Origin of the sequence: Actinoallomurus liliacearum (assembly GCF_039542035.1) — a bacterium.
Classification (GTDB): Bacteria; Actinomycetota; Actinomycetes; order Streptosporangiales; family Streptosporangiaceae; genus Actinoallomurus; species Actinoallomurus liliacearum.
The window spans coordinates 46,685-70,090 of record NZ_BAABHJ010000041.1 but is presented as its reverse complement, the minus strand read 5'-3'; the positions used below and the strand labels follow the sequence as shown (position 1 = coordinate 70,090).

The following is a 23,406-nucleotide window of genomic DNA, read 5'->3' as shown; positions in this document are numbered from 1 at the left end:
TGGCTCAGTTCTCGCCGGGCCCAAAGATGCTGCGGTTCTCCCGGACGACGCGGTCCCAGTCGTCGTCATGGCGGAAGCGGATGACGTGCCAGCCCGCGTCGATCAGACGCTCCTCGGCCTCCGCGTCACGGGCGGCCACCGGGCCGGTGTGCGCCGGGCCGTCGACGAACACCGCGACCTTGGCCCCGGGAAGCCGGTAGACGTAGTCGGGCTGTGCAACGGCCTCGGTGACCAGCACCTGCTGCTCGGTGGGCAGCCGGTAGCCGCGGTTGCTCAGCCAGGTGATCAGCTCGCCCTCCAGGCGGCTGCCGGCCTTCTCGATCAGCTGCTCGGCGTCCTCCTTGCGCCGGACACGGCCCGCCGCCAGACGAAGTAGCAGATCGCGGACCGTACGCCGGTCGATCAGGTGGTGGACGCCCTGGTTATTGAAAGAAAGCAGGCAGTCGTAGCAGCCGCGCTCGCAGCGGGTGCGGATGAGCGGGCCGCCGAGGTCCGCCCCGGTGCCGGGGTCGAAGTGCGCGATGCGCAGGGCCTCCCGCGCGACCCGCGCCAGCTCCCCCGGCTCGGCCTGGAGACGCCGCAGCACGCCCGCGCCGCCCTCGGCGCTCTCGATGAACAGCATGCGCATCCGGTCGGGCCCGGCGTCGGGCGGCAGCGGCTCGCTGTTCAGCTCCGAGTCCTCGAGCTGGAAGACCGCCTCGATGCCGCGTTCCAGCGCGTACTGCAGCGACGTCGCGACCTCCACTGGAACCGGCTCGGCGAGGGTGAGCACCAGGATGTTGCGGCGGTCCTCGACGTAAGGGATGACGCGCTGGCGTCGTACGGTGTCCTCGGTCTCGCCGTCGGCCAGGCCGGTCTCCTCGTCGGTGATCTCGGTGCCCGGCGTGGGCTTCTTGGGGTCCCGCGACGGGAGCCAGCGACCGTTGACCGTGTCGAGCCAGAAACCAGTCTCGCCGTTCCGGCCCCGCCGGTATCCGAGGTTGGCGACGCGGACCGTGGCGCTGTCGCCGTAGCTGAGCTCGGCGACGCGGCCGTCCTCGTCGGCCGCGACCGCGTCCAGGCGCCCCTTCCGCCGGCCGTGGTCCTGGAATCGATAGGACGTCTCCAGCTCGAACCCGGCCCGGCGGCGCTCCTCCTCGTCGGAGCTGATGCGCTCGCGGCGCTCGGTGAAGACGGTGTGCAACTGCATCAACCCGCTGACCACCGTGGGCAGCGGCATGTCGCACATCTCGCAGCGGTCGGTGCCCACCACGGGCGTGTGGTGGTAGCCGCAGTTACCGCACCGACGCGCTTCACCCGTCGCGACCTCGCCGCTGGCCTCGGTCGGCACCTGGACGCGCCTGACCTGGAACGTGCTGCCCTCGTGGTAGATCAGCGCGCCGGGGCCGAACTCCCGGATCGCGATGAAGCGGGAACGCTGCAGGTAGTCGCCGTCCCGGTCGGCCTTCAGACCGCCGCGCCCGGGGATGTACGCGGCGAGCGGCAGCCGCGGGAACGAGTAGCCGGGCAGGAAGCCCTCGGAGGCGAGATACCGGTACGGGTTGAAGTCCGAGAGGATCTCGCCGTCCTGCTCGTTGCGCAGCAGCCGCAGCTGGGTCTCGGCCTCGGCGCGGCGGCGCTTGGCGCGGTTCCTGGCCTCCGTCGTCAGGGTGTAGTCGTCGGCGCGCAGGTGCTGGGTCTCGCGCTCGGTCTTGGCCTTGCGGTAGAGGTCACGCCACCGCTCGCAGGCGGCGTCGAACGCGCCGGGCGCCGACCGTACGACCCTCTCCAGCCACTCGTCGTCCCACCAGGAGGTCTCCTTGTCGAGCATGTCCTCCAGGCCGGCGAGCATCCGCTGCGCACGGCGCAGGGCGCGGTCCTGGGCCTGCGGATCACGGAGCTGGTCCCGGACGTGGCCGTGCAAGGGCAGTTTCCGCTCGTCGGAGAGGTCGATCAGCTCGGGCATCGCCCGGCCCAGCGGCAGGTCCGTCTCCGCGAGCCAGATGGCGTGGACGTGGGAGCGGATCAGGTCCTCGTTGCTCAGGTCGAGCCGCGGCGGGGCCACCGCACCGGCCACCATCTCGTCCGAGCGCCGGAAGTAGTACCGGTCATGGCTGTTGCCGCTGGCGCAGTACGTGGTGACCAGGGCCGCCTGCCCCGAGCGGCCGGCCCGGCCGCTGCGCTGGGCGTAGTTCGCGGGCGTCGGCGGGACGTTCCGCATCGTCACGGCGTTGAGGCCTGCGATGTCGACGCCGAGCTCCATCGTCGGCGAGCAGTACAGCAGCGGCAGCTTCGCGTCGCGGAACGCCCGCTCGCGGTCCTGCCGGACCGAACCAGGCACCTGCGCGGTGTGCTCCCGGGCGAACAGGCCGGCGAAGCCCCGCGACCGGTTCCGGTACAGATTCCGGAAGAACGGGTTCACGCGCGGGCGGTTGTCGGTGCCGTTGAACTGCCAGCGCAGCGGATCGGCCACCCCGTACTCGCCGTCGCCCGCCCGCCAGACGATCGCCGTGGCGTTGATCCGATAACCGGGTGCGCCGCCGTCCCGGGGCTGGACCACCTCGGTCAACAGCCCGTGCACGGCCAGGGCCTTCAGCAGATCCGAGATGATCCGCTGCGCGTCGTCGGTGTCGACCCGGTCGGTCCAGGCGGGGAAGCGCCCCGGCCGGCGCAGGTACCGGCCGAACCTGCTGCGGCCCGAAAGGTTCAGCTCGCTGCGGCTGCCCCCGGCCCGGCCGGACCGGGCGAACGCCGTGCCGACCGGCGCCATCTTCTCCCGCTCGGCGAGCGCCCACGGGTCCTTCAGCTGCCGCGACAGCCGGCTCATCTCCTCGAACCCGAGGTCGGTGAGGCAGTCGACATCGATGGCCAGGACCCGCCGCATCTCGTCGAGCAGGATCCGCATCAGCTCCGCGCGCGACTCGGGGTCGGCGGTGCGCAGCGGACCGTACGTGCCGTCCCACACGTTCTCTTTCGCGGCGAGCTCGTCGAGGTCGGCGTAGTCGATGCTGATCAGGCCGGTCTGCTCCAGGTTGGGCATGGTGACCCGCCAGCCGCGTTCCAGGTCGACGTACAGCCGGTAGGTGACGACGTCGCGCAGCGCCTTCTCGGTACGCCTGCGCTGGGTCGTCAGCTCATCGGGGTTGGCCGCGTAGTCGGCGTGGGTGAGGTCGAGCTGGGCGGTCACCGCCTGGGCGACGGTCTCGTGGTACAGGCCCTCGTCACCGGCCTCGACGGCGGCCCGGTACAGCGCGCCCCGCAACTGGGCGACCTGGGCGAAGTCATTAAAGTGACCGGCCTGCAGGCTCGCGTCCTGCCGGTTGTCGACGAAGGTCAGCAGCTTGCGGGCGTTCTCGCTCAGCTCCTCCGGCGGCATCTCCTGAAGGCTGCGGACCACGCTGCCGCTCAGCACCGACACGGCCGAGCTGCGTCCCTCCTGGTCGAGCCGGGCCAGCTTGCCGAAGTCGTTGCCGCGCATCTGGTCGTACGCGACGCCGCAGCTCAGGCAGAACCCGAACGGCGTCGGAACGAACGCCGCCCGTACACCACCGGTGCCGCCGAGGTCGCGGTCGAGGATCGTCCCGTCGGGCAGGACGTTCAGGACCTGCGGCACGTACTTGCGCCGGGAGGAGATGACCTCCGGGTTGCCGCCGGAGTCGACGGTGAGCCAGGAGTCGGGCAGCCGCTGCTCGGACAGGGCCTGGACCAGGCTGTCCGGCCACGGGGCGGCCTCGGAGATGTAGAGGTACCCGGCCTCACCGTCCTCATCGCGGCGGTGCCGGATGCGCGGCCGGCCGCCGCTGTCGTCCCGCGCGACCGACAGATACTCCTGGCCGCACTGGCGGCAGAAGGCCAACGGGAGCAGCAGCTTCTCCGGCTCGCCCGGGACCCAGAGCTGGTAGTCGCGGGTGATGTGGCGGGTGTCCTCGGGTTCGAGTGAGACGTAGACCGTCTCCCCCTTGGACAGGAACTGGTGCAACCGGAAGGCGAACAGCGCGCGGTTCTTCTGGGGATGCAGGGCCTCGGCGCCCGCCCGGAGCGTCGTCTTGATCGCCTCGGCGCAGTCGCTCTCGTCCCTCGCGGTGAGCGCCGCCAGGTCGGCGGCGGCCCGCCGGATGGTGGTGGGGCGGCGGCGAATCAGCCGACCGGTGCCCTTCTCGGTGTCCAGGCCGAAGGTCGACTCGATCCAGCGAGCGAGGGGGTCACGGGTCAGCTCGTCGTACGTCGCCTTGGACGTCGGCTCGGCGACCTTGGCCGCCAGCTCCGCCGGGTCGTGCCGGCCGTCCTCCGTGGCCCGCCGCAGCGTCTCGCCGATGACCCGGTCCGGCTCGATCGGGACGCCGAATACCTTGCTCGCGACGTCGGCGACGTCGCGTTGCTGGTCCTCGGTGCTGCCGCCGCTGGCCATGGTCGCGGACGTGCCGACGCACTGCAGGTCGGGAGCCTCGCACGCGTCACGGACCCGGCGTACCAGCATCGCCACGTCGGCGCCCTGCCGACCACGGTAGGTGTGCAGCTCGTCGAGCACGAGGAACCGCAGGCCCGCGGCGGCCCGGATCAGGCCCTTCCGCTCGCGCGGACGCGTAAGCATCAGCTCGAGCATCATGTAGTTGGTCAGAAGGATGTCCGGCGGGTCGTCCAGGATGTCCCGGCGCTCGGCCTCAGACTCTTGGCCGGTGTACCGGGCGAACCGTACGGGCTCGCGGCCCTCTCCGTAGCCGTGGCGGAGGTACTTGGCCAGCTCCTCCCGCTGGCTGTTGGCCAGCGCGTTCATCGGGTAGACGATGATCGCCTTGACGCCGCCGCGGATGCCCTGATCGCGCTCGCGCAGCACCCGGTCGACGATGGGGACGACGTAGGCGAGCGACTTGCCCGATCCGGTGCCGGTCGTCAGGACGTAGCTCTCCCGTGTGCGGGCGGCCTCGATCGCGTCGCGCTGGTGGCGGTAGAGCTCCATCGGCTCACCATCGAGGGAGTCCTCGGGCTTGTCTCTCCGGAAGATCCGCTCGCATTCGGGGTGAAGCACGCCCGCCTTGACGAGGTCCGAGACCGTGCCGCCGCTCTCGAAGCTGGGGTTGAGGGAGAGCCACGGATCCGGCCACTGCTCGCCGTCGTCGAGACCCTCGCGCACCTTGGCGGCGATGTTCTCGTCCCTGACGCTGACGGCACCAGAGGTGAACGCTCGGTAGTCGTCGATGAGCTGGCCATGGACCCGAAAGACGTCCACACACTCCCCTTTGCACCCCGCGCACGCCTGCGATCCTCCGGGATGCCCCGACATCCTCCGCCCGCAGCGACTTCGTCACGCAAGTTACCGAGAAAGGCGCGAATCGTCGATAGTTAGACCTCGAAATGTTATTCGGAGGCCACAAACCGTCGATACGAGCGCATACCAGGACAGGAGCAGAGGGAAGCCTTCGCGGCCGAACTACGGAACTTCAATGCCGGATATCGACAACCGTCGACACGCGAGAACAACCCAACCCGCTCACGTGAATCAGACGCCGAGCTCTCGAGATCGGTTGACACAATCAACCACTATCACCCTGACCTGGGGAAACTTCCCGAAAAATGATCAGCCCCGTCGTGACGCCTTGAAGATGCGCGTCTCATGCCATTCGAGGAAGTCCCGGTTGGGGTGGTCAGCGGCACGCTGGGGCAGGGCGATCGGCTGACCGGCTCGCGCGTAGAGCTCCTCGCCGTCCTCGAAGTCCGCTTGAAGCCGTGGACTGACCTTGAGCCGGTAACCCTGGTCCACGCTGAGGTAGCCCTTGTCGAACAGGACATGCACGTCCGCACGCAGCAGCAGGCCGTTGTCCAGGCTGTGCAGACCACCCTTACTGACCGGGAGGATGTGCGCGGCCTGGAGGGCCGGACGGATCCGACTGCCCGTGATCGCGCACCGCCGACCGTACGCTTCGAGCACGGCCGTCTTGAACGAGCCCTGCCCGAGGCGGCGAGGCTGCAGGCGAGGGTCGCCCAGTACAGGCCCGGGTAGATGCCATGGCTTCGAGTCGTCTATCTCGACGTCGTATCCGAGTAGTCGAGTGGCCAGGCGAATGAGGTAGGCGGCCTCCGGGTGTTCCTTGAGCTTGTACCCCCTCCCCTGCACGAGGTTGCGTGCGAAGTCCTGGGGCGGGTCGGCCTCCTGCCCTGCGGGGAAGAAGCGCACGTCACGCACCAGGATGCATCCGATGACCGGATCGTCACCGACCGCGATCGGGTTGCTTCTCCGGTTCGCGTTGAGGCGCTGCCGCAGCTCATCCAAGCTCGCCGCGCCGTTGGCCTCGCCGAACAGGTCCCACGCCTCCGACAGGGGGAACCGCTCGAAGCCGCTGAAGAAGCCACCACCGACGATCCGGTTGTGCGGCGCCTTGGTCTTGAAGAAGAACGGTTCGCCTCGGTTGAGCGCCTTGAACTCATCCTTGCTGGACGGCCGCCAGAAGTTGACCTCACCGAGCTCCGGGCGTTCGGCAAGGAACCGATACCACGACCCGTCTGTGACCCCGACCCACGCCTTCTTCACTCATCGGATTATCCAAACTCAACGATCATTCCGCCAATATCGGACACTTTGCTTCTTGCGGCAGCATGCGTCCTTCTGATGGCTCTGACGAGTATCGTGCGAACGTTTCGGCAGCATTTTGCCTCACAGTCCTACCGAAACGTCGGAGGGACGGCCACCCCGCTGCACTTGCACCTCTCACGGGAGCGACATCGATCGGCCTCCGCTCGATCGGCCTTCTTCTAAGAGGGGGCGGCGCCAACGACCTGGGGCTCTGGCAAGTCGGCGGCGATGCCCGTGGTGGTGAGGCGCCGAAGTCGACGCCGGCGAAGGGGGCGGCGACGCACCGGACCTGGTCGTGTGCGAGGCCGACGGGACCGACGGTCACCCGGACACCCAGACATCGGACACGAGATCCCCGAGCCTCACCCGTCGCCTCCGGATCGACGGCCTGCTGCCAGGCCCTATTGACGAGCACGACATCGCTGGTTAGCGCGACATCGACGCCGATTGTGGCCTTGGAGGTCGCGTCCCCCGTGGCAGGTTTCTCCTTTACCATCACTCAAGCTGACCCGTCGACCATCTCCGTGGCGAGGCATGGACAGAACAGAGCGCGAACAGGTTCGTCACCTCGTAGCGGATTTCCGGCGGTGGAGTGAACAAGCCACCGACGTACGGTCCTGGCGCCAGGCGATCTCGGACAGCGCCGACAGCGCCGAGCAGGATCTGCTCGCCCGCAGCCTCGTGATCGACCGGACGGGCGAGTCCGCCTGGCGGGTCGTTCCGCTCGGCAAGGACGACGCCGGTATCGTCCGGCACCTTCGGGAACGCGCCAACCTGCCGGTGACGACATCCGCCGACCAGTCCCTGCTACGGCTGCTCACCGAAGACGTGCCCCGCGCTCTCGCGGACGTCGCCCGCGGGCTCGGCGTACGCCGCTTTCTCAGCGGCTCGGCGAAGAAGCAGACGGCCGACGAGGCAGCCGAGTTCCTGCGCAGCCGGCATCCGACGGTCATCGAGGCAGACGCGCCGCGGCGTCTGGAGCAGCTCGGCGTCTTCTCCGCGCCCGTCGACCGGGCGGACTCCGGGTACGAGGCGCTGCTCGACCCGGCCCTCCGCTTCTCCCTCCTGCCGGGGTCGAGCGGTCCGAAGCCCGAGCTGCTCGACCGGTCCGCCGTCGACGGCCTGGCCGAGGCGCTCGACACCATCGACCGTGCCGTCGCTGGCGAAGCCTCGTACCGCTCGGCCGCGCTCCACGCGGGGCAGCAGGTCCGGGCCGCCGACGTTCGGCGGATGCTGCAGGAGATGCCGGTCGAGGCGTTGAAGGCGGCCACCGGCGAACGCCTCCGGCTGGGCGCGCTCACCCAGGCGGGCATCCGTACGGTGCAGGAGGTGCTGGACCGGGACGGCTCCCTGCAGACGCTCCCGGGCGTCGGGGAGACCTCGGCGCGGTACATGCTCGGAGCCGCACAGACGATCTGGCAGACGACGTACGACGAGATGCCCGTACGGATCGACATCGACGACCGTCGTCCGGAGACCACCGAGCTGCTGCGCCGCCTCGCCGAATGGGACGCGTACCGGCAGACCCGTGGCGCGGCGGCCGACCTCGAGCGTGCGGCGGAGCTCGCGCCATTGCGGACGGCGGTCGGCCGCAGGACGAGTCATCTCCTGGTGATTCCGACGGGAATGCTCGCGGTCGCGGACCTGCGCGAGAGCATCGACATCGTCAAGCGGCGCGCCGAACTGCTCGGCGACTCCCCCACACGCGGCCGCCGGAAGAGTGTCGCCGCGGACCCATGGGAGGACTTCCTCGCCCGGCCCGCCGACTACTTCGCGATGCTCGCCGAGCTCGGGTTCCTCACCGAGGACGAGGACGCGGTGCACGGCGATCTCCCCGAGGAGATCGTCAAGGCCGTACGCGACCAGGCGCTCAGCGGCGAGTACCTGACCGCGTCACTGCGCGGCTACCAGAGCTTCGCGGCCCGCTTCGCGCTCGTGCAGCGCAAGGTGATCATCGGGGACGAGATGGGCCTCGGGAAGTCCGTGGAGGCCCTTGCCGTACTCGCCCACCTGCGCAGCCGGGACGAGACGCACTTCCTCGTCATCTGCCCGGCGGCGGTGGTGACCAACTGGATCCGTGAGGTGACGGGCAAGTCGAAGCTTCGGGCGCACCGGGTGCACGGGCCGGAGCGCAACCGCGCGGCCCGCGCCTGGAGGCGTGATGGCGGCGTCGCCGTCACGACGTACGAGACCCTGGCGTGGTGGGAGCCGACTCTGGCGCAGATCGGCGATCTGGCGTGCGTCGTGGTCGACGAGGCGCACTACATCAAGAACCCGGAGGCCCAGCGAACGGTCAGGACGAAGCGCCTCATCACGTGCTGCGACCGCGCGATCCTCCTCACCGGCACGCCGCTGGAGAACAGGGTCGCCGAGTTCCGCAACCTGGCGTCGTACGTCCGTCCCGACCTCGTCGTCGATGCCACGGGACTGTCGCCGCGGAAGTTCCGGCGGCAGATCGCGCCGGCGTACCTGCGCCGGAACCAGGAGGACGTGCTGACCGAGCTTCCCGAGCTCATCGAGGTCGAGGAATGGCTGCCCATGTCCGCGGCCGACACCGACCGCTATCGCACCGCCGTCCGGCGTTCGAACTTCATGGAGATGCGCCAGGCGGCCATGCTCCAGGGAACCCGGTCCCAGAAGATGCGACGGCTCATCGAGATCGTCCGCGAAGCGGAGGCGAACGAGCGGCGGGTCATCGTGTTCTCCTACTTCAGGGAGGTACTGGACCTGGTCGCCCGATCGCTGCGGGGACCGGTGTTCGGGCCCCTGACGGGGTCGGTGCCGGCGGACCAACGGCAGCAGATCGTGGACGACTTCTCGTCGGCCGAGCACGGGGCCGTTCTGGTCGCCCAGATCGTGGCCGGCGGCGTCGGGCTCAACATTCAGTCCGCGTCCGTCGTCGTCATCTGCGAGCCGCAGCTCAAGCCCACGAGCGAGGCCCAGGCCATCGCCCGCGCGCACCGGATGGGACAGGTGCAGTCGGTGCAGGTCCACCGGCTGCTGTCCGAGGACAGCGTCGACCAGCGGATCGTCGAGCTGCTGGCGCGGAAGAAGCGACTGTTCGACGACTTCGCCCGGGTCAGCGACCTGGCCGACTCCACTCCCGAGGCGGTGGACCTGTCCGAGGCCGAACTCGTCCGCCAGGTCGTCGCCGCCGAACGCCAACGCCTCGCCGAGCGCGCCGCCGCCGAGACCTGACCGGATCGGTCCTACTTCTCGCGCAGCGGGGCGAGGGCCCTGCTCCAGGCCAGCACCTGGTCGAGCGTGGTGTTCAGGGCCTCGACCTGGTGGTCGCCGGGCTTGAAGGTGCTGAAGTTCTCGAAGTCGTGGAACAGGGACAGGGCGACCTGGGCGCGGACGTCGGCCATCTGGAGTTCGCCGGCCACCAGGCGCAGGTGCTCGACGGCGCGGGCGCCGCCGACCGAGCCGTAGCTGACGAAGCCGACCGCCTTGTTGTTCCACTCCGCGAAGAGGAAGTCGATGGCGTTCTTCAGCGCCGCGGACGTGGAGTGGTTGTACTCCGGCGTCACCATGATGAAGCCGTCGAACGAGTCGATCTTCTCTGCCCACGCCAGGGTGTGCGGCTGGGTGTACTGGCCCAGCGACGGCGGGATCGCCTCGTCCAGGTGCGGGAGCTTGTAGTCGAGCAGGTCGACGAGTTCGAACTCCGCGTCGGTGCGGCGGCTGGCGACATCGTAGACCCACCGAGCGACGGCCTCGCCGTTGCGTCCGGGGCGGGTGCTGCCGAGGATGATGCCGATCTTCGTCATGTTCTTCTCCGGGTGAAGCTCATCCGGTTCGCGAACCGGATTTAATTGATTGAGCAAGCAAACATGATAGATACTTGCTTCGTCAAGCGACTACCCTGGGCCCATGACCGTCACCGGAGATCCCGTCGTGCCGATGACCCCCGACGAGGAGGCGTTCATCCGTGCTCTCGGCCGGGTGATCCAGGTGCTGCCCCGCAGCATCGACGCGGACATGGCGAGTGCTCGTCAGCTGCCGCTCTCCGAGTACACGGCCCTGATGCACCTGTCCGAGGCCCCTGGACGACTCATGCGCATGAGCGAGCTCGCGGCCAGCTGCGACCTCTCCCTGAGCGGCATGACGCGTATCGTCGAGCGGCTGGAACGGCAGGACCTCGTCAAGCGCGTCAAATGTGAGGAGGACCGCCGCGGCTCCAACGCCATGCTCACCGAGGCCGGTCTGGCACGCCTGGAGGAGTCATGGCCCGCTCATCTGGCCAGCGTGCGGCGGCAGGTCCTCGACCACGTCCAGGGTGAGGACCTGGCCAGGTTGACCGACGTCCTGAAGCGAATCGCGGCGGCGACCTGAGGCACCGCCGGAGTCAGTCCGGGATGCCGGCGGGTGAACCTGCCTAGGCGTAACAGCGGTCCCACTTGTTGTTCCACTGAGCCAGGTACGAGCCCTCGTGCTTCACTTTGGAGATGAACTTGACCGGCTCCGAGATATTGATTTTTATGTCCTGCATGACGTATCGGTAGATATTCTTGAAGGCGAAGTCCTCGCCGTCCTGCTTGCCGTTCGAGAAGCCGGCTTCGTAGGTGTGACTGTAGCCTGCGTGCGGCTTGCGCAGCATCAGCGGTCCGTCTTTGAGAGTCTGGGAGCGCTCTACGATCTGCTCCGCCGTGGACCCGTCATAGAAGACGGATGCGAGAAAGCTTCCCTGGGGAGTGTTGATCACTCCCCAGGGGCCCAGTGTGACGGCCTTACGTGTGCGGTAGTTGTAGAACGAGAAGGAGACCTGCTTCTTCGGAGCGTAGTAGCTGGTTCCGACGAACACCCGGTCACCGGCTCGGACGCTGAAGTTCTTGACCTTCATCTCTGGGAGGTAGTTCTTCCGGTCCTTGCTGAGCACCTCCCACCAGGCGTAGTCGTCGTTGGGCCCTTTTCCGCCGATGTTGTCGACACCGTTCTGCATGAGACGGCCATCTTTGGTTCCGCCCAGGCCGGACCAGAGGTTGTAGGAGGACGCGGTGTTGCAGACTCCGTCGAACGACGGCTCGTCGAAGATGTAGGAGGCCCCCGTGAACGCCGGAGCCTTCTTCACCTGCTTGGCCACGGCGCCCGACCAGGTCGGCGCGTTCTTGGTCGGATACTTCGGAGTGGCCGCGTAGACGTTCTGGCGCACATGTCGGGGACGGCCCAGGACGTGACGTGGGAGTACATCTCCTCCCAGATCTTGCGCCGTGCGGGTGACTTCGGTCGGGGATAGAGCCCGTAACGCTGAATCTCCGCGTCCGATGCGGCGACAGGATTCCAGGTCTTGGGCGGCACGGTGACCGACATAGGGCCGCCATAGACGTTGTAGACGCGTGTCGTCGACGAGTCCGCAGAAGGTGTTGCCGTACGCCTTCCCGCAGAGTTGGTGTAGTACGTGTTGATTACCGGGATCTGGCGGCACTCCATAGCGGTGCCGTCAGTTCTGTCCGACTTGGACGCGGGAGTGGCGGCGGTCAGGCTGATCACCATAAGTGCCGCTCCGCTCGCATATCCCCACGTAGCGCGACGCATCTGTTCCCCTCGCGTGTTCCGTATGTGCTCTCGGCCCTGCCTGGCGCCTTGCCTGGACCCCCTACCACCAGAAGCAGGACGAAATACGCGAGTAACACGTTAGCCGCCAAGATCACCCTAAATGATCTATGGCCAGAAACGGACGGGCACGCCTTATTCGAGGTTGACCGAAATGACTATGCCGAGCCGCCCTCAATTCGCCGCAACGACCCGGATCGGCAGCAGGGAACAGATATCCGTGCCGGAGTGGCGAGGTGAGGTCGACTCACCGGTTTCTTCGGAGTCGGGACACGGCGGACCATAGTGGATATCGAGTCCAGCGCTGCCGGGCCGGAGCGCCTGGTACTCGGCGGTCCGGCGGTCACCGGTGCGGGAGACCTCGCGGAGGACTCGTTGCTCATCGCTGAAGGGAATCGTCTCGCCGGCGCGAGCGACGACTTTGATTCGCTGGCCGACGCGGACGGTCTCAGTGGGCTGAGTGACGTACTCGTCACTGCAGGAACTGGCCACGATCTGCTTGCTTCCGATGACAAAGACCACCTTCGGCGAGGCGCAGGTGGTGGCCTCCATCTTCTTTCCATGCGCGCACGCCGTGAGTACGGCCGCAGTCGCCCCGAGAAGGAGGAGCACCACGACGGAGCGCCCATGGGTCCTGACCGCTTCAAGCATCGCCTGCCTCTTCTCACTTCTCTCATATCGACGAGCGGAAGGGGCTGACTCCGGCCCTCCGCCTCACTCTCGGCAAGAGCGGCTGGCCCCTTGTGTCCTAAGGCCCTTCTGCCGCCATCTTGTGACATTCCCCCTCGGATTGCCGAGCGCTTCACGGAAAACGCTGGAATCTGAAGCTGCAGAATCACCGGGCAGGGTGAGCGCCGCGAGGTCGGTCGGGAAGGCCGGCCACCACCCCGGCGGGACGGGGCTCACCGAACATACGGAGTGGTCGGGTTTTTCTCGTCCGAGGGGTCGGCGGTCCAGGCGGCCAGCAGGCGCAGGGCCTCCTCCGCCGGGCTTCGCGGTTCGGCGGTGTAGACGCCCAGGAGCTGGTCGGGGTCGTCGGTCAGCGCGAGCACGTCGTAGTTCAGCGTCAGGTCGCCCACCACGGGATGGTGGAAGCGCTTAGAACCGTGCGTGCGTCTTGCCACGTCGTGGTCGGCCCACCACCGGCGAAAATCCTGGTCGCGTACGGACAGCTCGCCGACCAGCTCGGCGAGGCGGGGGTCGTGCGGGTGCCGCCCGGCGTACAGGTGCAGGGCCGAGACGCTGCTGCGGGCGACGGTCTCCCAGTCGGCGTACAGGCTCCGGGCGGCCTCGTCCAGGAAGATGTAGCGGGCCATGTTCCGGTCGCGGTACGGCAGGGCGTCGAAGTCGGTCAGGAGCGCCCGCGCCATGCGGTTGGCGGCCAGCACGTCAGTGCGGTGGCCGACCACGAACGCCGGGTTGTCGCCCATCGTCTCCAGGATCCGGTGGACGCTGGGCCGTACCCGCTGAGGCGGCACCGGCCGGGGCCGACGTCGTACGGGCCGGGCGAGCGCGTTCAGGTGGGAGCGCTCGTCGTCGGTGAGGCGTAGGGCGCGGGCGATGGCGTCCAGGACGGCCTCGGAGACGTTGACGTCCCGGCCGCGTTCGAGGCGGACGTAGTAGTCGACGCTCACTCCGGCGAGCTGCGCGACCTCCTCACGGCGCAGCCCCGGCACCCGCCGGACCGTCGGCACGGGGGTCAGGCCGGCGTCCTCCGGCCTGACCCGCCCGCGGCGCGTACGCAGGAACTCTCCCAGGTCGGAGCGGTCGCGTCGTGCGGAAGGGTGCACGTCCATGCCCTCCACCGTACGTGCGCGGCGACGGTGGATCCGGCGCCAGAGGGGTACTGCCGGTCCCCCGGTCGAGCGGGGCCCGTCATGGCGCTCGGCGGGCTTGATCGGGCTGCTTCGCTGGAGGTACGGCACTCACCGCCCGGCGCACGATCACCGCCGGGCGGCAGCACAGGAAGGCACTCTCATGACGGCACGTCTCACCACTCCGTTCGGCGCGCGGACCACGGCGGCGGAGGTCGTCGCGGGCGTCGACCTCACCGGTCGCCGGGCGATCGTCACCGGGGCCTCGTCGGGCATCGGCGCGGAGACCGCGCGGGCGCTCGCCGCCGCCGGTGCCGAGGTCACCCTCGCCGTACGCGACGTCGCGGCAGGCGAGAAGGTCGCCGCCGGCATCAGGGCGGCGACGGGCGGCGTACGGGTCCGGGTGGCGCCGCTCGACCTGGCCGACCGGGCGTCGATCGCGGCGTTCACGGCCGCGTGGGACGGGCCGCTGCACATCCTCGTCGCCAACGCGGGGGTCATGGCCTCACCGGAGACGCGGACCGCGGACGGGTGGGAGTTGCAGTTCGCCACGAACCACCTCGGTCACTTCGCGCTCACCACCGGCCTGCACGACGCGCTCACGGAGGCGGGCGACGCCCGGGTCGTCGTCGTCAGCTCGGTCGGGCACGTCAACGGCGAGGTGCTGTTCGAGGACGTCAACTTCGAGCACCACCCGTACGACCCCTGGGCCGCCTACAGCCAGTCGAAGACGGCGAACATCCTGTTCGCCGTCGAGGCCGCCCGCCGTTGGGCCGCCGACGGCATCGCCGTGAACGCCCTCAACCCCGGGCGCATCGCCTCGACGAACCTCGCCCGGCACATCGGGGAGCCCACGAACGCCCCGGCCTCGTTCGAACCCGGCCAGAGCAACGGCGTGTCGGTCAAGGACATCGAGCAGGGCGCCGCGACCTCGGTGCTGCTCGCCGCCTCGCCCCTGGTCGAGGGCGTCACCGGGAAGTACTTCGAGGACTGCCAGGAGGCCGAACCCCATCGGCCGAGCGTACGCCGTGGCGTCGCGGACCACGCGCTGGACCCGTCCAAGGCGGCCCGGCTGTGGCGGCTGTCGCTCGACCTGCTCGCCGCTGCCGAGCAGCGATCCTGACCGCCCATGGCTGCCGGCGGTCACCGAAACCTGGTGGTGGGCGGCCGGCAGGACTGGTGGTTGACGGTTGGTGGTGGACGGCCAGGCCGGGCGGTGGCAGGTGGCCGACGAGCCGGTGGTAGGCGGGCAGGGAAAATGGGGGTCCGCGGTCGGGTTGGGGTTGATCAAGCGCCATCGTTGTGTCAGTGCGCGAGCACGTCCGGGAAGCCGAACGTCGCGGCCAGCGCGGGATCGTGAAACTTGATCACGCGGGAGACGCCGGTGGCGGTGGCGGCCAGCACCACGGCGCCGTCGGCGCGGAGCGCCCCGTCCGCATCCCGGTGGTAAACGACGGCGGCGGGTTGGCCGTTGGCCGTGGTGGCGATCATCCGCCAGTCGCCCGGTGTGCCCAGCACGTACGCGTCGAGCATGTGGATGCACATCGCCCGGCCTGCCTGCCATTCGCGGAATGGCGTCGCCTCCAGCGTGGCGTCCGTGCGCAGCACCTGTTCCAGCAGACCGGCATCGGAGCGTTCGAAGGCTGCGATGTAGCCGTCGAGAAGCGCGCGTGCCCGTTGGTCGGTCGGTTCAAGCAGTTCCTCGCGCTCCGGCTCCAGTTCGTCCAGCCGGGCACGGGCGCGCTGCAGACCGCTCTTGACCGCCGCCGTGGTGGTGTCGAGGATCTCCGCGGTCTCGGCCGTCGAGAACGCCAGAACCTCGCGCAGGATGAGGATCGCGCGTTGGCGGGCGGGCAGGTGCTGCAGGCTGACGATGAGCGCCAGCCGCAGCGACTCGCGTTCGACCACCACCGCGGCCGGATCGTCGGCGGGCGGGGCGATGCATGCGTCCGGCAGTGGTTCCAGCCAGGAGACCTCGCCCGGCGCAACGGCACTCGGCGGGCGATCGGGTCCGTCGTACGGGCCTGCCAGGCCTGAGGGCAGCACCCGGATCGGGCGCGGCTTCAACGCCTTCAGGCAGACGTTGGTGGCGATCTTGTAGAGCCAGGACCGAATCGACGCCCGGCCCTCGAATCCGGAGTAGGACCGCCACGCCCGCAGATAGCTCTCCTGCACCAAGTCCTCGGCGTCGTGCGCCGAGCCGACCATGCGATAGCAGTGCGCCAACAGCTCCCGGCGGAACCGTTCGGTCTCGGCGGTGAACCGGTCCTGATTCGGCGCCGCCCGAAGTTCCGATGTCACGCCGGGAGCCTAGTACCGCAGCGCCCCTGGGCATGGTCCACGTGCCGACGCCGCCGACAACGCCAGACTCCGGCTCGGGCACTATCGACGAGGCGGGACCCTCTCGCAGCGGCGGCGTCCACGATCAGACCTCGTCGAGCTGCAGGATCATGCCGCGAAAGGTCGCGTAGCGGGCCAGGTTCGCCGCGGCGTCCTCGGCGGTGCGCCGGCCGACCTCTGACCCGAGCGCGGCTTCCAGCGCGGCCAGGTCGTCCCAGTCCAGCATCACGACCATGTAGCACGGCTCGCCGATCACGGCTGCCGGCTCGTGACTGCGCGTGTAACGACGCAGTCCCGGATACTGTTTCGCCAACGGGATGTGGACGTCGTTGTAGTGACGTTCGAACGCGTCGACGTCGGAGGGCCTGTCGTACAGCACGACGAATCGCGCCCTCTGCTTAGTGGCCGGGTCCACGGTTGCGGTCATCTGTTCCAGCTCCTGTCATGAGAACCTCCGGTGTGCGGCGTCACCGGCTCGGTACTACGGGGTTTTCTCAGGGCAGCAGGGCCAGTTTGCCGACGGTGGCCCTGGCTTCCAGTTCCGTAAGCGCTTTCGGGCCGTCGGCCAGGTCGTACACGGTCGGCCGGCTGGGGGCGAGCACGCCGGCCGCGATCAGCGCGAACAGCTCACCCATCAGCTCGCCGAAGATCTGCGGTGCGGCCTGGATCAGCACGCCGATATTGAGGCCGACGATGTGGACCTGGTGCTTGTACACCAGCTCCCAGTTGGTGATCGGGGCTTCGCCGCCTGCCACGCCGTAGACGATGACCCGGCCGGTGACCCGCTTGGCCGCGGCCAGGCTGGCGGCGAAAGTGGCGCCGCCGGCGGACTCCAGGACCACATCGGCGCCGGAACCGCCGGTCAGGTCCATCACCTCGGCGGCGAGGTCGCCGCCGAGAGAGTCCAGGACGTGGTCGGCTCCCAGTGCCAGCACCATCTCGTGCTTGCCCGGCGAGGCGGTGGCGATGACCGTCGCACCGTAGTGCTTGGCCATTCTCACGGCGGCCTGGCCGGTCCCGCCCGCCGCAGCGTGGATCAGCACGACATGCCCGGCAGCGATGCCGCCCAGGGGCCTGAGCGCGGCCAGCGCGGTGGGCCAGTTCACGACCAGACCCAGCGCTTGCTGCTCCGTCCATCCCGCGGGCACCGGCACCGCCGCAGCCGCGGGCAGGACCATGTACTCGGCGAAAGCGCCGGTTCCGACGCCGACGACGCGGGCCCCCGGTTGCGGCCCGGTCACCGCCTCGCCCACCGCGACGACCTCACCGGCGGCCTCGAAACCCGCCAGGTACGGTGGCTGCGGGCCACCTGCGAACGTACCGTGAGCCTTCGAGATGTCGGCGAAGTTGACCCCGGCGGCGGTGACGCGGATCAGGACCTCGCCCTGACCGGGGCTCGGCACCGGCGCGTCGGTGATCAGGCGCATGTCCTGCGGACCGTTGAGGGAAGTCTGCCGCAGCGCGCGCATGGTCGCGGGAATGCTCATTGGCGATCAGCCTTACTTTCTCGGCGTACATGAGAGAGACCGAACGGCCCGTCGCGCGGGCCCGCCTCCCACCCATGTAGACCCCGGCCACCGCACAAAGGAATCGACCGCCCCCGAACCTCACGGGGTCGGCTTCCGCCGAGGGGGAACGTGCTGTTCATGTCGAGCTCGACTTCTTCCGTACGGGAGCACGTGCAACCAGAACAGCGGGGCCAGGCCGCGCCTGTCCTCCGGGGAGAGCACGTCCTCCAAGAGATCGCGTCTTTCCCTCACGCAGCAGCCGCCCGGCACAGGGCCAGTCGGTCCGCGTCATCCATGCCGCGGCGTACCTGGCGAGAGTCCTGCGCTGATCACCACTTCCCGATGGCCGTCAGCACCTGGCGGGGTCCACGTCGTCGGCGGTCGACCTGGGCCTGGAGCGGCGGTGGCTACCGCGTGTACGGGTCGTCGGCGGGCAGCCAGGCGTCCGGCTCGTGGATTCCGAGGTCGCCGACGCTCTCGGTCAGAGTGTCGGCGGTCGCGAGCACGGCGGGCCGTACCTCGCCGCGGCGCCAGACGAGCGACCAGGTCCAGTAGACCTTCGGGGCGATCACCGGGCGCTGGACGAGATCCGGGGGCAGCGCGGTCGTCTGGCCTTTGGGTGAGTTGATGATCGGGCGTCGGCTGCGGCGGACGTGGTCGAAGAAGGCGGGGCCGGCGATTCCGCCGTCGGAGATGCGTACCGGGCGGGCTCCCGTGTCCTGGGCGAGCTGTTCGGCGAAGAGGTTCCATGAGCTCCAGGAACCGGTGTCGTCGTCGATGAGGACCGCGGTGTCGCGAGCGTGGACCTCGCTGGTGTCCTCACCGGTGGAGACGGCATAGAGACGGTCGGCACCGAGCAGCCGGGCCCGCAGGTCGAGATCGGTGAGATCCGTGGTCCGTACCCAGCACACCGCGAGGTCGAGGCTGCCGTCGGCGACCCTGCCCGCCTGGGCGTGGGAGGGAACGATCCACGTGTCGACGTGCAGTTGCGCGACCGCGGAGGTACGGGCGGTCAGATCGGCGGGCACCCAGTTGACGTAACCGAGCCGTACCGGTTCGGAGCCGGAGATCCGGGCCGCGCGCCGTTGCAGGTCATCGGCGCGTTCGAGCAGGTCACGGGTGTGCGGCAGCAAAGCCGCGCCGGCCGGCGTGAGGGACACCGAGCGGCGGTCGCGATCGAACAGGCGTACGCCGAGGTCACGTTCGAGCGCCTTGATCTGCTGCGACAGGGACGGCCCGGCGATGAGCAGCCGCTCGGCGGCCCGACCGAAGTGCAGTTCCTCGGCGACCGTGAGGAAGTACCGCAATTGGCGCAGCTCCACGCTCGCCATGGTACGGCTCTGAGAGGCTCCGCCTACCAGGAGGGAGAAAGGCGGTCGTGGCATCGTCCCTGGTCACGGGTGCACTCTGGGGCCATGGAGATCCGTGGCACATCATGGCGCCCGCCGAAGAGGATGAAGGTACGGCCATGAGGGAGTTTCTGGTCGAGATCACTACGGATGTCCCGGCGGGCACCGACCCGGCCGAGGTCGAGCGTCGCCGCGCCGCCGAAGCGGTCCGCGCCGGGGAACTCGCCGCCGCCGGCCACCTGGTCCGGCTCTGGCGCCCGGTCGGCGAACTGCGCAGCATCGGCCTCTGGCGCGCCGCCGACGAGACCGAACTGCACGAGAAGGTCCTCGGCACCCTGCCCCTGCATGACTGGATGACCTTCGCGGTCACCGCCCTGAACCCCCACCCCAACGACCCGGGCAGCGGCGACACCGCCGGCTGACCACGAGACGCCCCTTCCCCCTGTGGCTCCTCGCCGTCGTCACCGCACGGCGAGGACCGCTCTTCGGTTCCCCGCCGCCTCACCCGCGGCGGAGAGCCGGTCTCTTCCGACTCCCCCGACAGCAGCTGGGATCGACTCGCCGAACCACATCAACTGCCGTGCTAATCCTCGTATTCGTCTCGGGCGACGATTGCTACGAGACCCAGCCGCGCGAACGATGGAAGGAGCTTGCTGAGGTACCAGGGCAGATCGGTGAGTCCTGGAGAGTAGTCCAGCGTGCGACGAGACAAGTCCAGACCAACGTTGATACGTGTCATGCCCGGGCGGAGCATGAGGTTGATCCCAGTACCCTCGGCCGTCCATAGCGATATTGCGGCGTCATCGCCGTTCGCCAGGGTGCTATCCAACTCTTCGCGGACTTTGGCATAGTCCTCGGGACTGGCGAAGTTCCAGTCGTAGTCTTCTGACATATAGAGGATCTCATTGTCTTTTACGGTGCTCCAACCGGCCTTGCCGAGCTCCTCCAATACTCGATCGAGGCCGACCGGCGCCTTGAAGGTCAAGTCAAGTTCTGCCCTGCGTCCCAAACCAAGCTCCTTGCGTCATCCACATCCGGTCTATGGAACTACTCGATACGGAATACCCTTCTTATCCAACCAGCTTTTCACCGACTCGGGTATCGGATTCTCAGAGACGATCTCGAAGTGGACGCCCTCTTTGCGCGCGATCGCCGCCTGCTGTCCAGCATTGGACTTGAACCTGCTGAATTTGTCTGGATTACCGGTCAAATCCTCAAGTGCGCGACCCGATTTTGCTTCGTACCAGGTGACTCCGTTCTCTGGTGATGAATATACGCCATCGAACTGCCTACCCCCACTGGAGAACGGGTCGCCCCCAGTGAACTTCTGTTGCAAGTAGGCCTCGTACGCGAGACCTCGCTCTTGACCGTTGGAAGCGGCCTTCGCCAGATCAGAGTTGGCGAAGGTTCCGCTGTCCGTGGCGCCCATCTCGTCCGCGAGGGCCTTGCCCGCGGTGGCCTCGAATTGCGCTTCGACGGGTTCGATCTTCGGGGTGCCGGCGGTGGCGGCCTCCAGTCCGGCAACGGTCTCCGCGGTAATGGTGCGTCCGGTGACGCGTGAGACCGCCGCCACGCCGGCCGCGGCCATCCGATCGAGGACGGCGGTGAGGCGGGCAATGATCTCTTCGGTTCCGGCGGTCAGGATGACGAGCACTTCCTGAGCGCTGACGATTAGATTGACCTTGTTCTGGACGCTCCACGTGACGCCCGCGAAACCCTCGCAGGCATCACCCAGCGCGTCGCACAACTTGGCGAGCCCACCCAGCAGGCTGTGCCCATCGCCGGGTCGGTGGACCTTCGTCCAGTACTTCTGCATCGCAGCGAAGTCGCGTGCGCTGGTGGAGTCCGTTAGCCGACCCATGCACCAGTCCAGCCAATCGGCGACCTTTATCACCTCACTCGCCGCGTTACGCCATGCGCCGGCTGCGCTCTCGAGATTGTTAGGTTGCGCTGCCGGCCAGTAACCGGCCAGTAACTTCGCCAGAACCTTGTTCGCGCCGAGATAGGGCCCTGTCGCCGCCGGTCCGATGGCGCTCGCCGACACCGTCATCGACATGTCCGGATAGACCTGGTTGGGGCCGAGGAGCCCGATGGGCGCATGCCGTCCATCAGCACGCGAGCGATGGTCGGCACTGAGGTGATTATTCGCGGTCTGGGTAAGGCCAAGGGAGGTCCCGCCGAGCACGACGATCGCTTGCCGGAAACCCTTCCAGACAGCTTGCACCGCGGGCGCATACTTTGCGTCGAACGCGTGCGCAGCCTTGTCGTCACCGGCCATCCCATGGTTGGCCTCTAGCGCGCCTTGCAGGCGCATCCACGCGTCCACGATGTCTCGTTGGCCGACCGCGAAGTTCTTCGCCGCGCCGGCCACCATGTCCGGGGTCACCTCGACGCGTGAGGAGGTGGCCATCGGCGGATGCCACGCCTGCGGCGGTGACCAGGGGAAAGGCCTGCCGGTCATACGTCCCACATGGTCACGTTGGCGTGTAGGGAGGTCCGGTAGTTGCCGTGCGCGGTCACCAGTGTCCTGCGCAGCGACGCAAGCTGCTCAGCCATGTCATCGGCCGCCGCCTGCCATTCGTCGTGCGCCACCCAGTACGCGTTCGCCGCATCACCCTCCCAGGACACCAGAGACGCGCGCAGGTCACGATCCAACTCGGCCAGTTCTCTCCGCAGGATGACCAGCACGGCCTCGAACTCCCTGGCGGCCTTCTCCAGCACGGCGAACTCCGCCACGATCCGCTTTCTCACTCCGCCACCCCCGGTTCAGGTTGCCGACGGCGAGCGCACCCCGGTTCTCACTCGCCGATTCCGCACCTGTCACGCATCCGCACCACGGAAATAATGACACCATGACACGAGACGTCAAGGTGCGTAGAAAGTGCGGTACATGAATCCACCTCCGGTCCAGGTAAGCGGTGTCGAGGTGGTCACCACGGAGTTTCCTGTATTCGCACTGCGCAGCGAACGAAAGCCATCGGTCTCACGATCTGATGGGCGTATGAGATCCGGTAAGTGCGTGCTGGGCGGTATCGAAGATGAGAGAACGGGCGAACTGGGCCGGGGCGTGGGCGCCATGCGGGAGGAAGACCACGTGGTCGCGGAAGCAGTAGCGGGCCGTCGACCAGACCTGCCAGGCCTTCTCGCGGAGTGGGGCTCCGCGGCGGAAGGCGCTCATGCGTACGTAGCCGATGCCCCTGCAGATCAGGCCCGAGAGCCATAGCGGAAGCGTCATGAGCAGGGGTGCCATGACGGACGCCCACATCGGCGCGGGATGTGACGAGCTGTGGTGTGCGCTCAGGGAGACCAGCACGAACAGCGCCGCCAACGGCACACCGAGCAGCGTGAGGATCCAGCCGGCGGTGACCAGGCCCCGCGGTGGCCGGGCCGCAGGGAGGCTCAGCATCTGCGCCAGTGCCGAACTCGACGTGCCGTAGGCGCGGTATCCCCGGCTGTACGCGCTGGCGTACGCCGTCTGGGACGAGACGATGCCCGGGACCGGCTGGGTCTGGTCGGTCATGCGGCAGAGCGGGCAGGCGTTCGGAGCCGGGCCGACGTCCATCCGCGAACCCCCTGCGCCGATCTGCCGAAACGGTCATGCCGACAGGAACATATCGAACGTTGATCGGCTCCGTACTCAGGTGATCGGGTAGACGGACTGGAAGGCGAGGCGGCGGTCGGCATCGACGGCGATCCCGGTCAGGAGATCGTCGAGGTCCAGGAACGCCTGCCAGGCCTCCTGCCCGCTCGCCTCCGCCAGGTGGTCGACCACCCGCTGCTCCAGGTCGGGGACGCGCTTGGCCTTCCAGACCTTGTCGGCGAGGCCGACCAGCAGGTCCTCGAGTGTGATGCCGGGTTCGGTCCAGGCGGCGTGCGTACGGGCGAAGCGGGCCAGGCGCTCCTCGACGCCGTGGGCCAGGAGCAGATGGTGGCCGGCCTTCTCGTGGGCCGATCCGGGGCCGGACAACTCATCCACGTGGATGGTCTTGCCGATGTCGTGCGTGGCCGCGCCGAACAGGACCGCCTCGCGGTCGGCCGCCACGTTGCCGTGGTCGTGGTCGAGCCAGTCGAGGATCTGGTGGGCGACGTCGTGGACGGCGCGCAGATGGGCGGCGAGCCTGGGTGGCGCGTTCAGGTCGCGGAGCAGGGCCTCGGCGCGCGGAGGAAGCGGGCGCAGGTCGGGGCCGGGTTCGGTGAGGGCATGCTGCAGAGCGGTGGTGGCCACCTGGTCACGGTAACCATCGACCTCCCCCCAAGATCAAACAGCGCCCAAGAGCGTGTCAAGATCGTCTTAT

The 23,406-nt window shown here is 68.4% G+C and carries 19 protein-coding genes; 4 read left to right on the top strand and 15 right to left on the bottom strand.

The window, feature by feature from the left end:
• Window positions 1–4: 4 nt before the first annotated feature.
• Window positions 5–5,206, bottom strand: coding sequence for a DEAD/DEAH box helicase (locus tag ABD978_RS43390; RefSeq protein WP_345367572.1), 5,202 nt, complete (start codon window positions 5,204–5,206; stop codon window positions 5–7).
• 348 nt (window positions 5,207–5,554) lie between these two features.
• Window positions 5,555–6,505: an HNH endonuclease gene (locus ABD978_RS43385; RefSeq protein WP_345367569.1), complete on the bottom strand. Its 951-nt coding sequence runs from the start codon at window positions 6,503–6,505 to the stop codon at window positions 5,555–5,557.
• Window positions 6,506–7,081: 576 nt separating this feature from the next.
• On the opposite strand from ABD978_RS43385, the gene ABD978_RS43380 reads away from it, so the two are divergent.
• On the top strand, window positions 7,082–9,745 hold the full coding sequence (locus ABD978_RS43380) for a DEAD/DEAH box helicase (protein ID WP_345367567.1): 2,664 nt from the start codon (window positions 7,082–7,084) through the stop codon (window positions 9,743–9,745).
• An 11-nt stretch (window positions 9,746–9,756) separates the two neighbouring features.
• Here ABD978_RS43380 and ABD978_RS43375 read toward each other — a convergent pair whose 3' ends face one another.
• Complete coding sequence (locus ABD978_RS43375) at window positions 9,757–10,317, bottom strand: NADPH-dependent FMN reductase (RefSeq protein ID WP_345367565.1); 561 nt, start codon at window positions 10,315–10,317, stop codon at window positions 9,757–9,759.
• Between the two features lie 103 nt (window positions 10,318–10,420).
• On the opposite strand from ABD978_RS43375, the gene ABD978_RS43370 reads away from it, so the two are divergent.
• Window positions 10,421–10,882 (top strand): MarR family winged helix-turn-helix transcriptional regulator, encoded by a 462-nt coding sequence (locus tag ABD978_RS43370; protein WP_345367563.1) that lies wholly within the window; start codon window positions 10,421–10,423, stop codon window positions 10,880–10,882.
• 43 nt (window positions 10,883–10,925) lie between these two features.
• Here ABD978_RS43370 and ABD978_RS43365 read toward each other — a convergent pair whose 3' ends face one another.
• The 3 genes from ABD978_RS43365 to ABD978_RS43355 form a co-directional block, all read right to left on the bottom strand.
• Window positions 10,926–11,699, bottom strand: a complete 774-nt coding sequence (locus tag ABD978_RS43365; protein WP_345367561.1) for a G1 family glutamic endopeptidase — start codon at window positions 11,697–11,699, stop codon at window positions 10,926–10,928.
• A gap of 575 nt (window positions 11,700–12,274) precedes the next feature.
• Window positions 12,275–12,652: a hypothetical protein gene (locus ABD978_RS43360; protein WP_345367559.1), complete on the bottom strand. Its 378-nt coding sequence runs from the start codon at window positions 12,650–12,652 to the stop codon at window positions 12,275–12,277.
• Between the two features lie 350 nt (window positions 12,653–13,002).
• Window positions 13,003–13,896: a helix-turn-helix transcriptional regulator gene (locus tag ABD978_RS43355; protein ID WP_345367557.1), complete on the bottom strand. Its 894-nt coding sequence runs from the start codon at window positions 13,894–13,896 to the stop codon at window positions 13,003–13,005.
• A gap of 181 nt (window positions 13,897–14,077) precedes the next feature.
• On the opposite strand from ABD978_RS43355, the gene ABD978_RS43350 reads away from it, so the two are divergent.
• Window positions 14,078–15,037, top strand: a complete 960-nt coding sequence (locus ABD978_RS43350; RefSeq protein ID WP_345367555.1) for an SDR family NAD(P)-dependent oxidoreductase — start codon at window positions 14,078–14,080, stop codon at window positions 15,035–15,037.
• A 182-nt stretch (window positions 15,038–15,219) separates the two neighbouring features.
• Here the strand turns inward: ABD978_RS43350 and ABD978_RS43345 are convergent, their stop codons facing one another.
• From ABD978_RS43345 to ABD978_RS43330, 4 genes are all read right to left on the bottom strand, one after another.
• Window positions 15,220–16,215: an RNA polymerase subunit sigma-70 gene (locus ABD978_RS43345; RefSeq protein ID WP_345367553.1), complete on the bottom strand. Its 996-nt coding sequence runs from the start codon at window positions 16,213–16,215 to the stop codon at window positions 15,220–15,222.
• Window positions 16,216–16,339: 124 nt separating this feature from the next.
• The gene (locus ABD978_RS43340; protein WP_345367551.1) at window positions 16,340–16,681 is read right to left on the bottom strand and encodes an EthD family reductase; all 342 of its coding nucleotides are present in this window, start codon (window positions 16,679–16,681) and stop codon (window positions 16,340–16,342) included.
• A 67-nt stretch (window positions 16,682–16,748) separates the two neighbouring features.
• Entirely contained in the window at window positions 16,749–17,723 is a 975-nt protein-coding gene (locus ABD978_RS43335; RefSeq protein ID WP_345367549.1) for a zinc-binding dehydrogenase, read from the bottom strand.
• Window positions 17,724–18,169: 446 nt separating this feature from the next.
• Window positions 18,170–19,084: a LysR family transcriptional regulator gene (locus ABD978_RS43330; protein WP_345367547.1), complete on the bottom strand. Its 915-nt coding sequence runs from the start codon at window positions 19,082–19,084 to the stop codon at window positions 18,170–18,172.
• A 146-nt stretch (window positions 19,085–19,230) separates the two neighbouring features.
• Between ABD978_RS43330 and ABD978_RS43325 the strand changes: the two genes are divergently transcribed.
• Window positions 19,231–19,533 (top strand): muconolactone Delta-isomerase family protein, encoded by a 303-nt coding sequence (locus tag ABD978_RS43325; RefSeq protein ID WP_345367545.1) that lies wholly within the window; start codon window positions 19,231–19,233, stop codon window positions 19,531–19,533.
• Window positions 19,534–19,694: 161 nt separating this feature from the next.
• Here ABD978_RS43325 and ABD978_RS43320 read toward each other — a convergent pair whose 3' ends face one another.
• The 5 genes from ABD978_RS43320 to ABD978_RS43300 form a co-directional block, all read right to left on the bottom strand.
• The gene (locus tag ABD978_RS43320) at window positions 19,695–20,096 is read right to left on the bottom strand and encodes a hypothetical protein (protein WP_345367543.1); all 402 of its coding nucleotides are present in this window, start codon (window positions 20,094–20,096) and stop codon (window positions 19,695–19,697) included.
• A 54-nt stretch (window positions 20,097–20,150) separates the two neighbouring features.
• Entirely contained in the window at window positions 20,151–21,521 is a 1,371-nt protein-coding gene (locus ABD978_RS43315; RefSeq protein WP_345367541.1) for a WXG100-like domain-containing protein, read from the bottom strand.
• Window positions 21,522–21,568: 47 nt separating this feature from the next.
• Window positions 21,569–21,862: a WXG100 family type VII secretion target gene (locus ABD978_RS43310; protein WP_345367539.1), complete on the bottom strand. Its 294-nt coding sequence runs from the start codon at window positions 21,860–21,862 to the stop codon at window positions 21,569–21,571.
• Window positions 21,863–22,094: 232 nt separating this feature from the next.
• Complete coding sequence (locus ABD978_RS43305; protein WP_345367537.1) at window positions 22,095–22,631, bottom strand: hypothetical protein; 537 nt, start codon at window positions 22,629–22,631, stop codon at window positions 22,095–22,097.
• 117 nt (window positions 22,632–22,748) lie between these two features.
• Entirely contained in the window at window positions 22,749–23,336 is a 588-nt protein-coding gene (locus ABD978_RS43300; RefSeq protein WP_345367535.1) for an HD domain-containing protein, read from the bottom strand.
• Window positions 23,337–23,406 lie beyond the last annotated feature (70 nt).

Coding starts and splice junctions, on each gene's coding strand:
- ABD978_RS43380 (WP_345367567.1), top strand. CDS start 7,082: ATGGACAGAACAGAGCGCGAACAGGTTCGTCACCTCGTAGCGGATTTC.
- ABD978_RS43375 (WP_345367565.1), bottom strand. CDS start 10,317: ATGACGAAGATCGGCATCATCCTCGGCAGCACCCGCCCCGGACGCAAC.
- ABD978_RS43370 (WP_345367563.1), top strand. CDS start 10,421: ATGACCGTCACCGGAGATCCCGTCGTGCCGATGACCCCCGACGAGGAG.
- ABD978_RS43360 (WP_345367559.1), bottom strand. CDS start 12,652: ATGGAGGCCACCACCTGCGCCTCGCCGAAGGTGGTCTTTGTCATCGGA.
- ABD978_RS43355 (WP_345367557.1), bottom strand. CDS start 13,896: ATGGACGTGCACCCTTCCGCACGACGCGACCGCTCCGACCTGGGAGAG.
- ABD978_RS43350 (WP_345367555.1), top strand. CDS start 14,078: ATGACGGCACGTCTCACCACTCCGTTCGGCGCGCGGACCACGGCGGCG.
- ABD978_RS43340 (WP_345367551.1), bottom strand. CDS start 16,681: ATGACCGCAACCGTGGACCCGGCCACTAAGCAGAGGGCGCGATTCGTC.
- ABD978_RS43335 (WP_345367549.1), bottom strand. CDS start 17,723: ATGCGCGCGCTGCGGCAGACTTCCCTCAACGGTCCGCAGGACATGCGC.
- ABD978_RS43325 (WP_345367545.1), top strand. CDS start 19,231: ATGAGGGAGTTTCTGGTCGAGATCACTACGGATGTCCCGGCGGGCACC.
- ABD978_RS43315 (WP_345367541.1), bottom strand. CDS start 21,521: ATGGCCACCTCCTCACGCGTCGAGGTGACCCCGGACATGGTGGCCGGC.
- ABD978_RS43305 (WP_345367537.1), bottom strand. CDS start 22,631: ATGACCGACCAGACCCAGCCGGTCCCGGGCATCGTCTCGTCCCAGACG.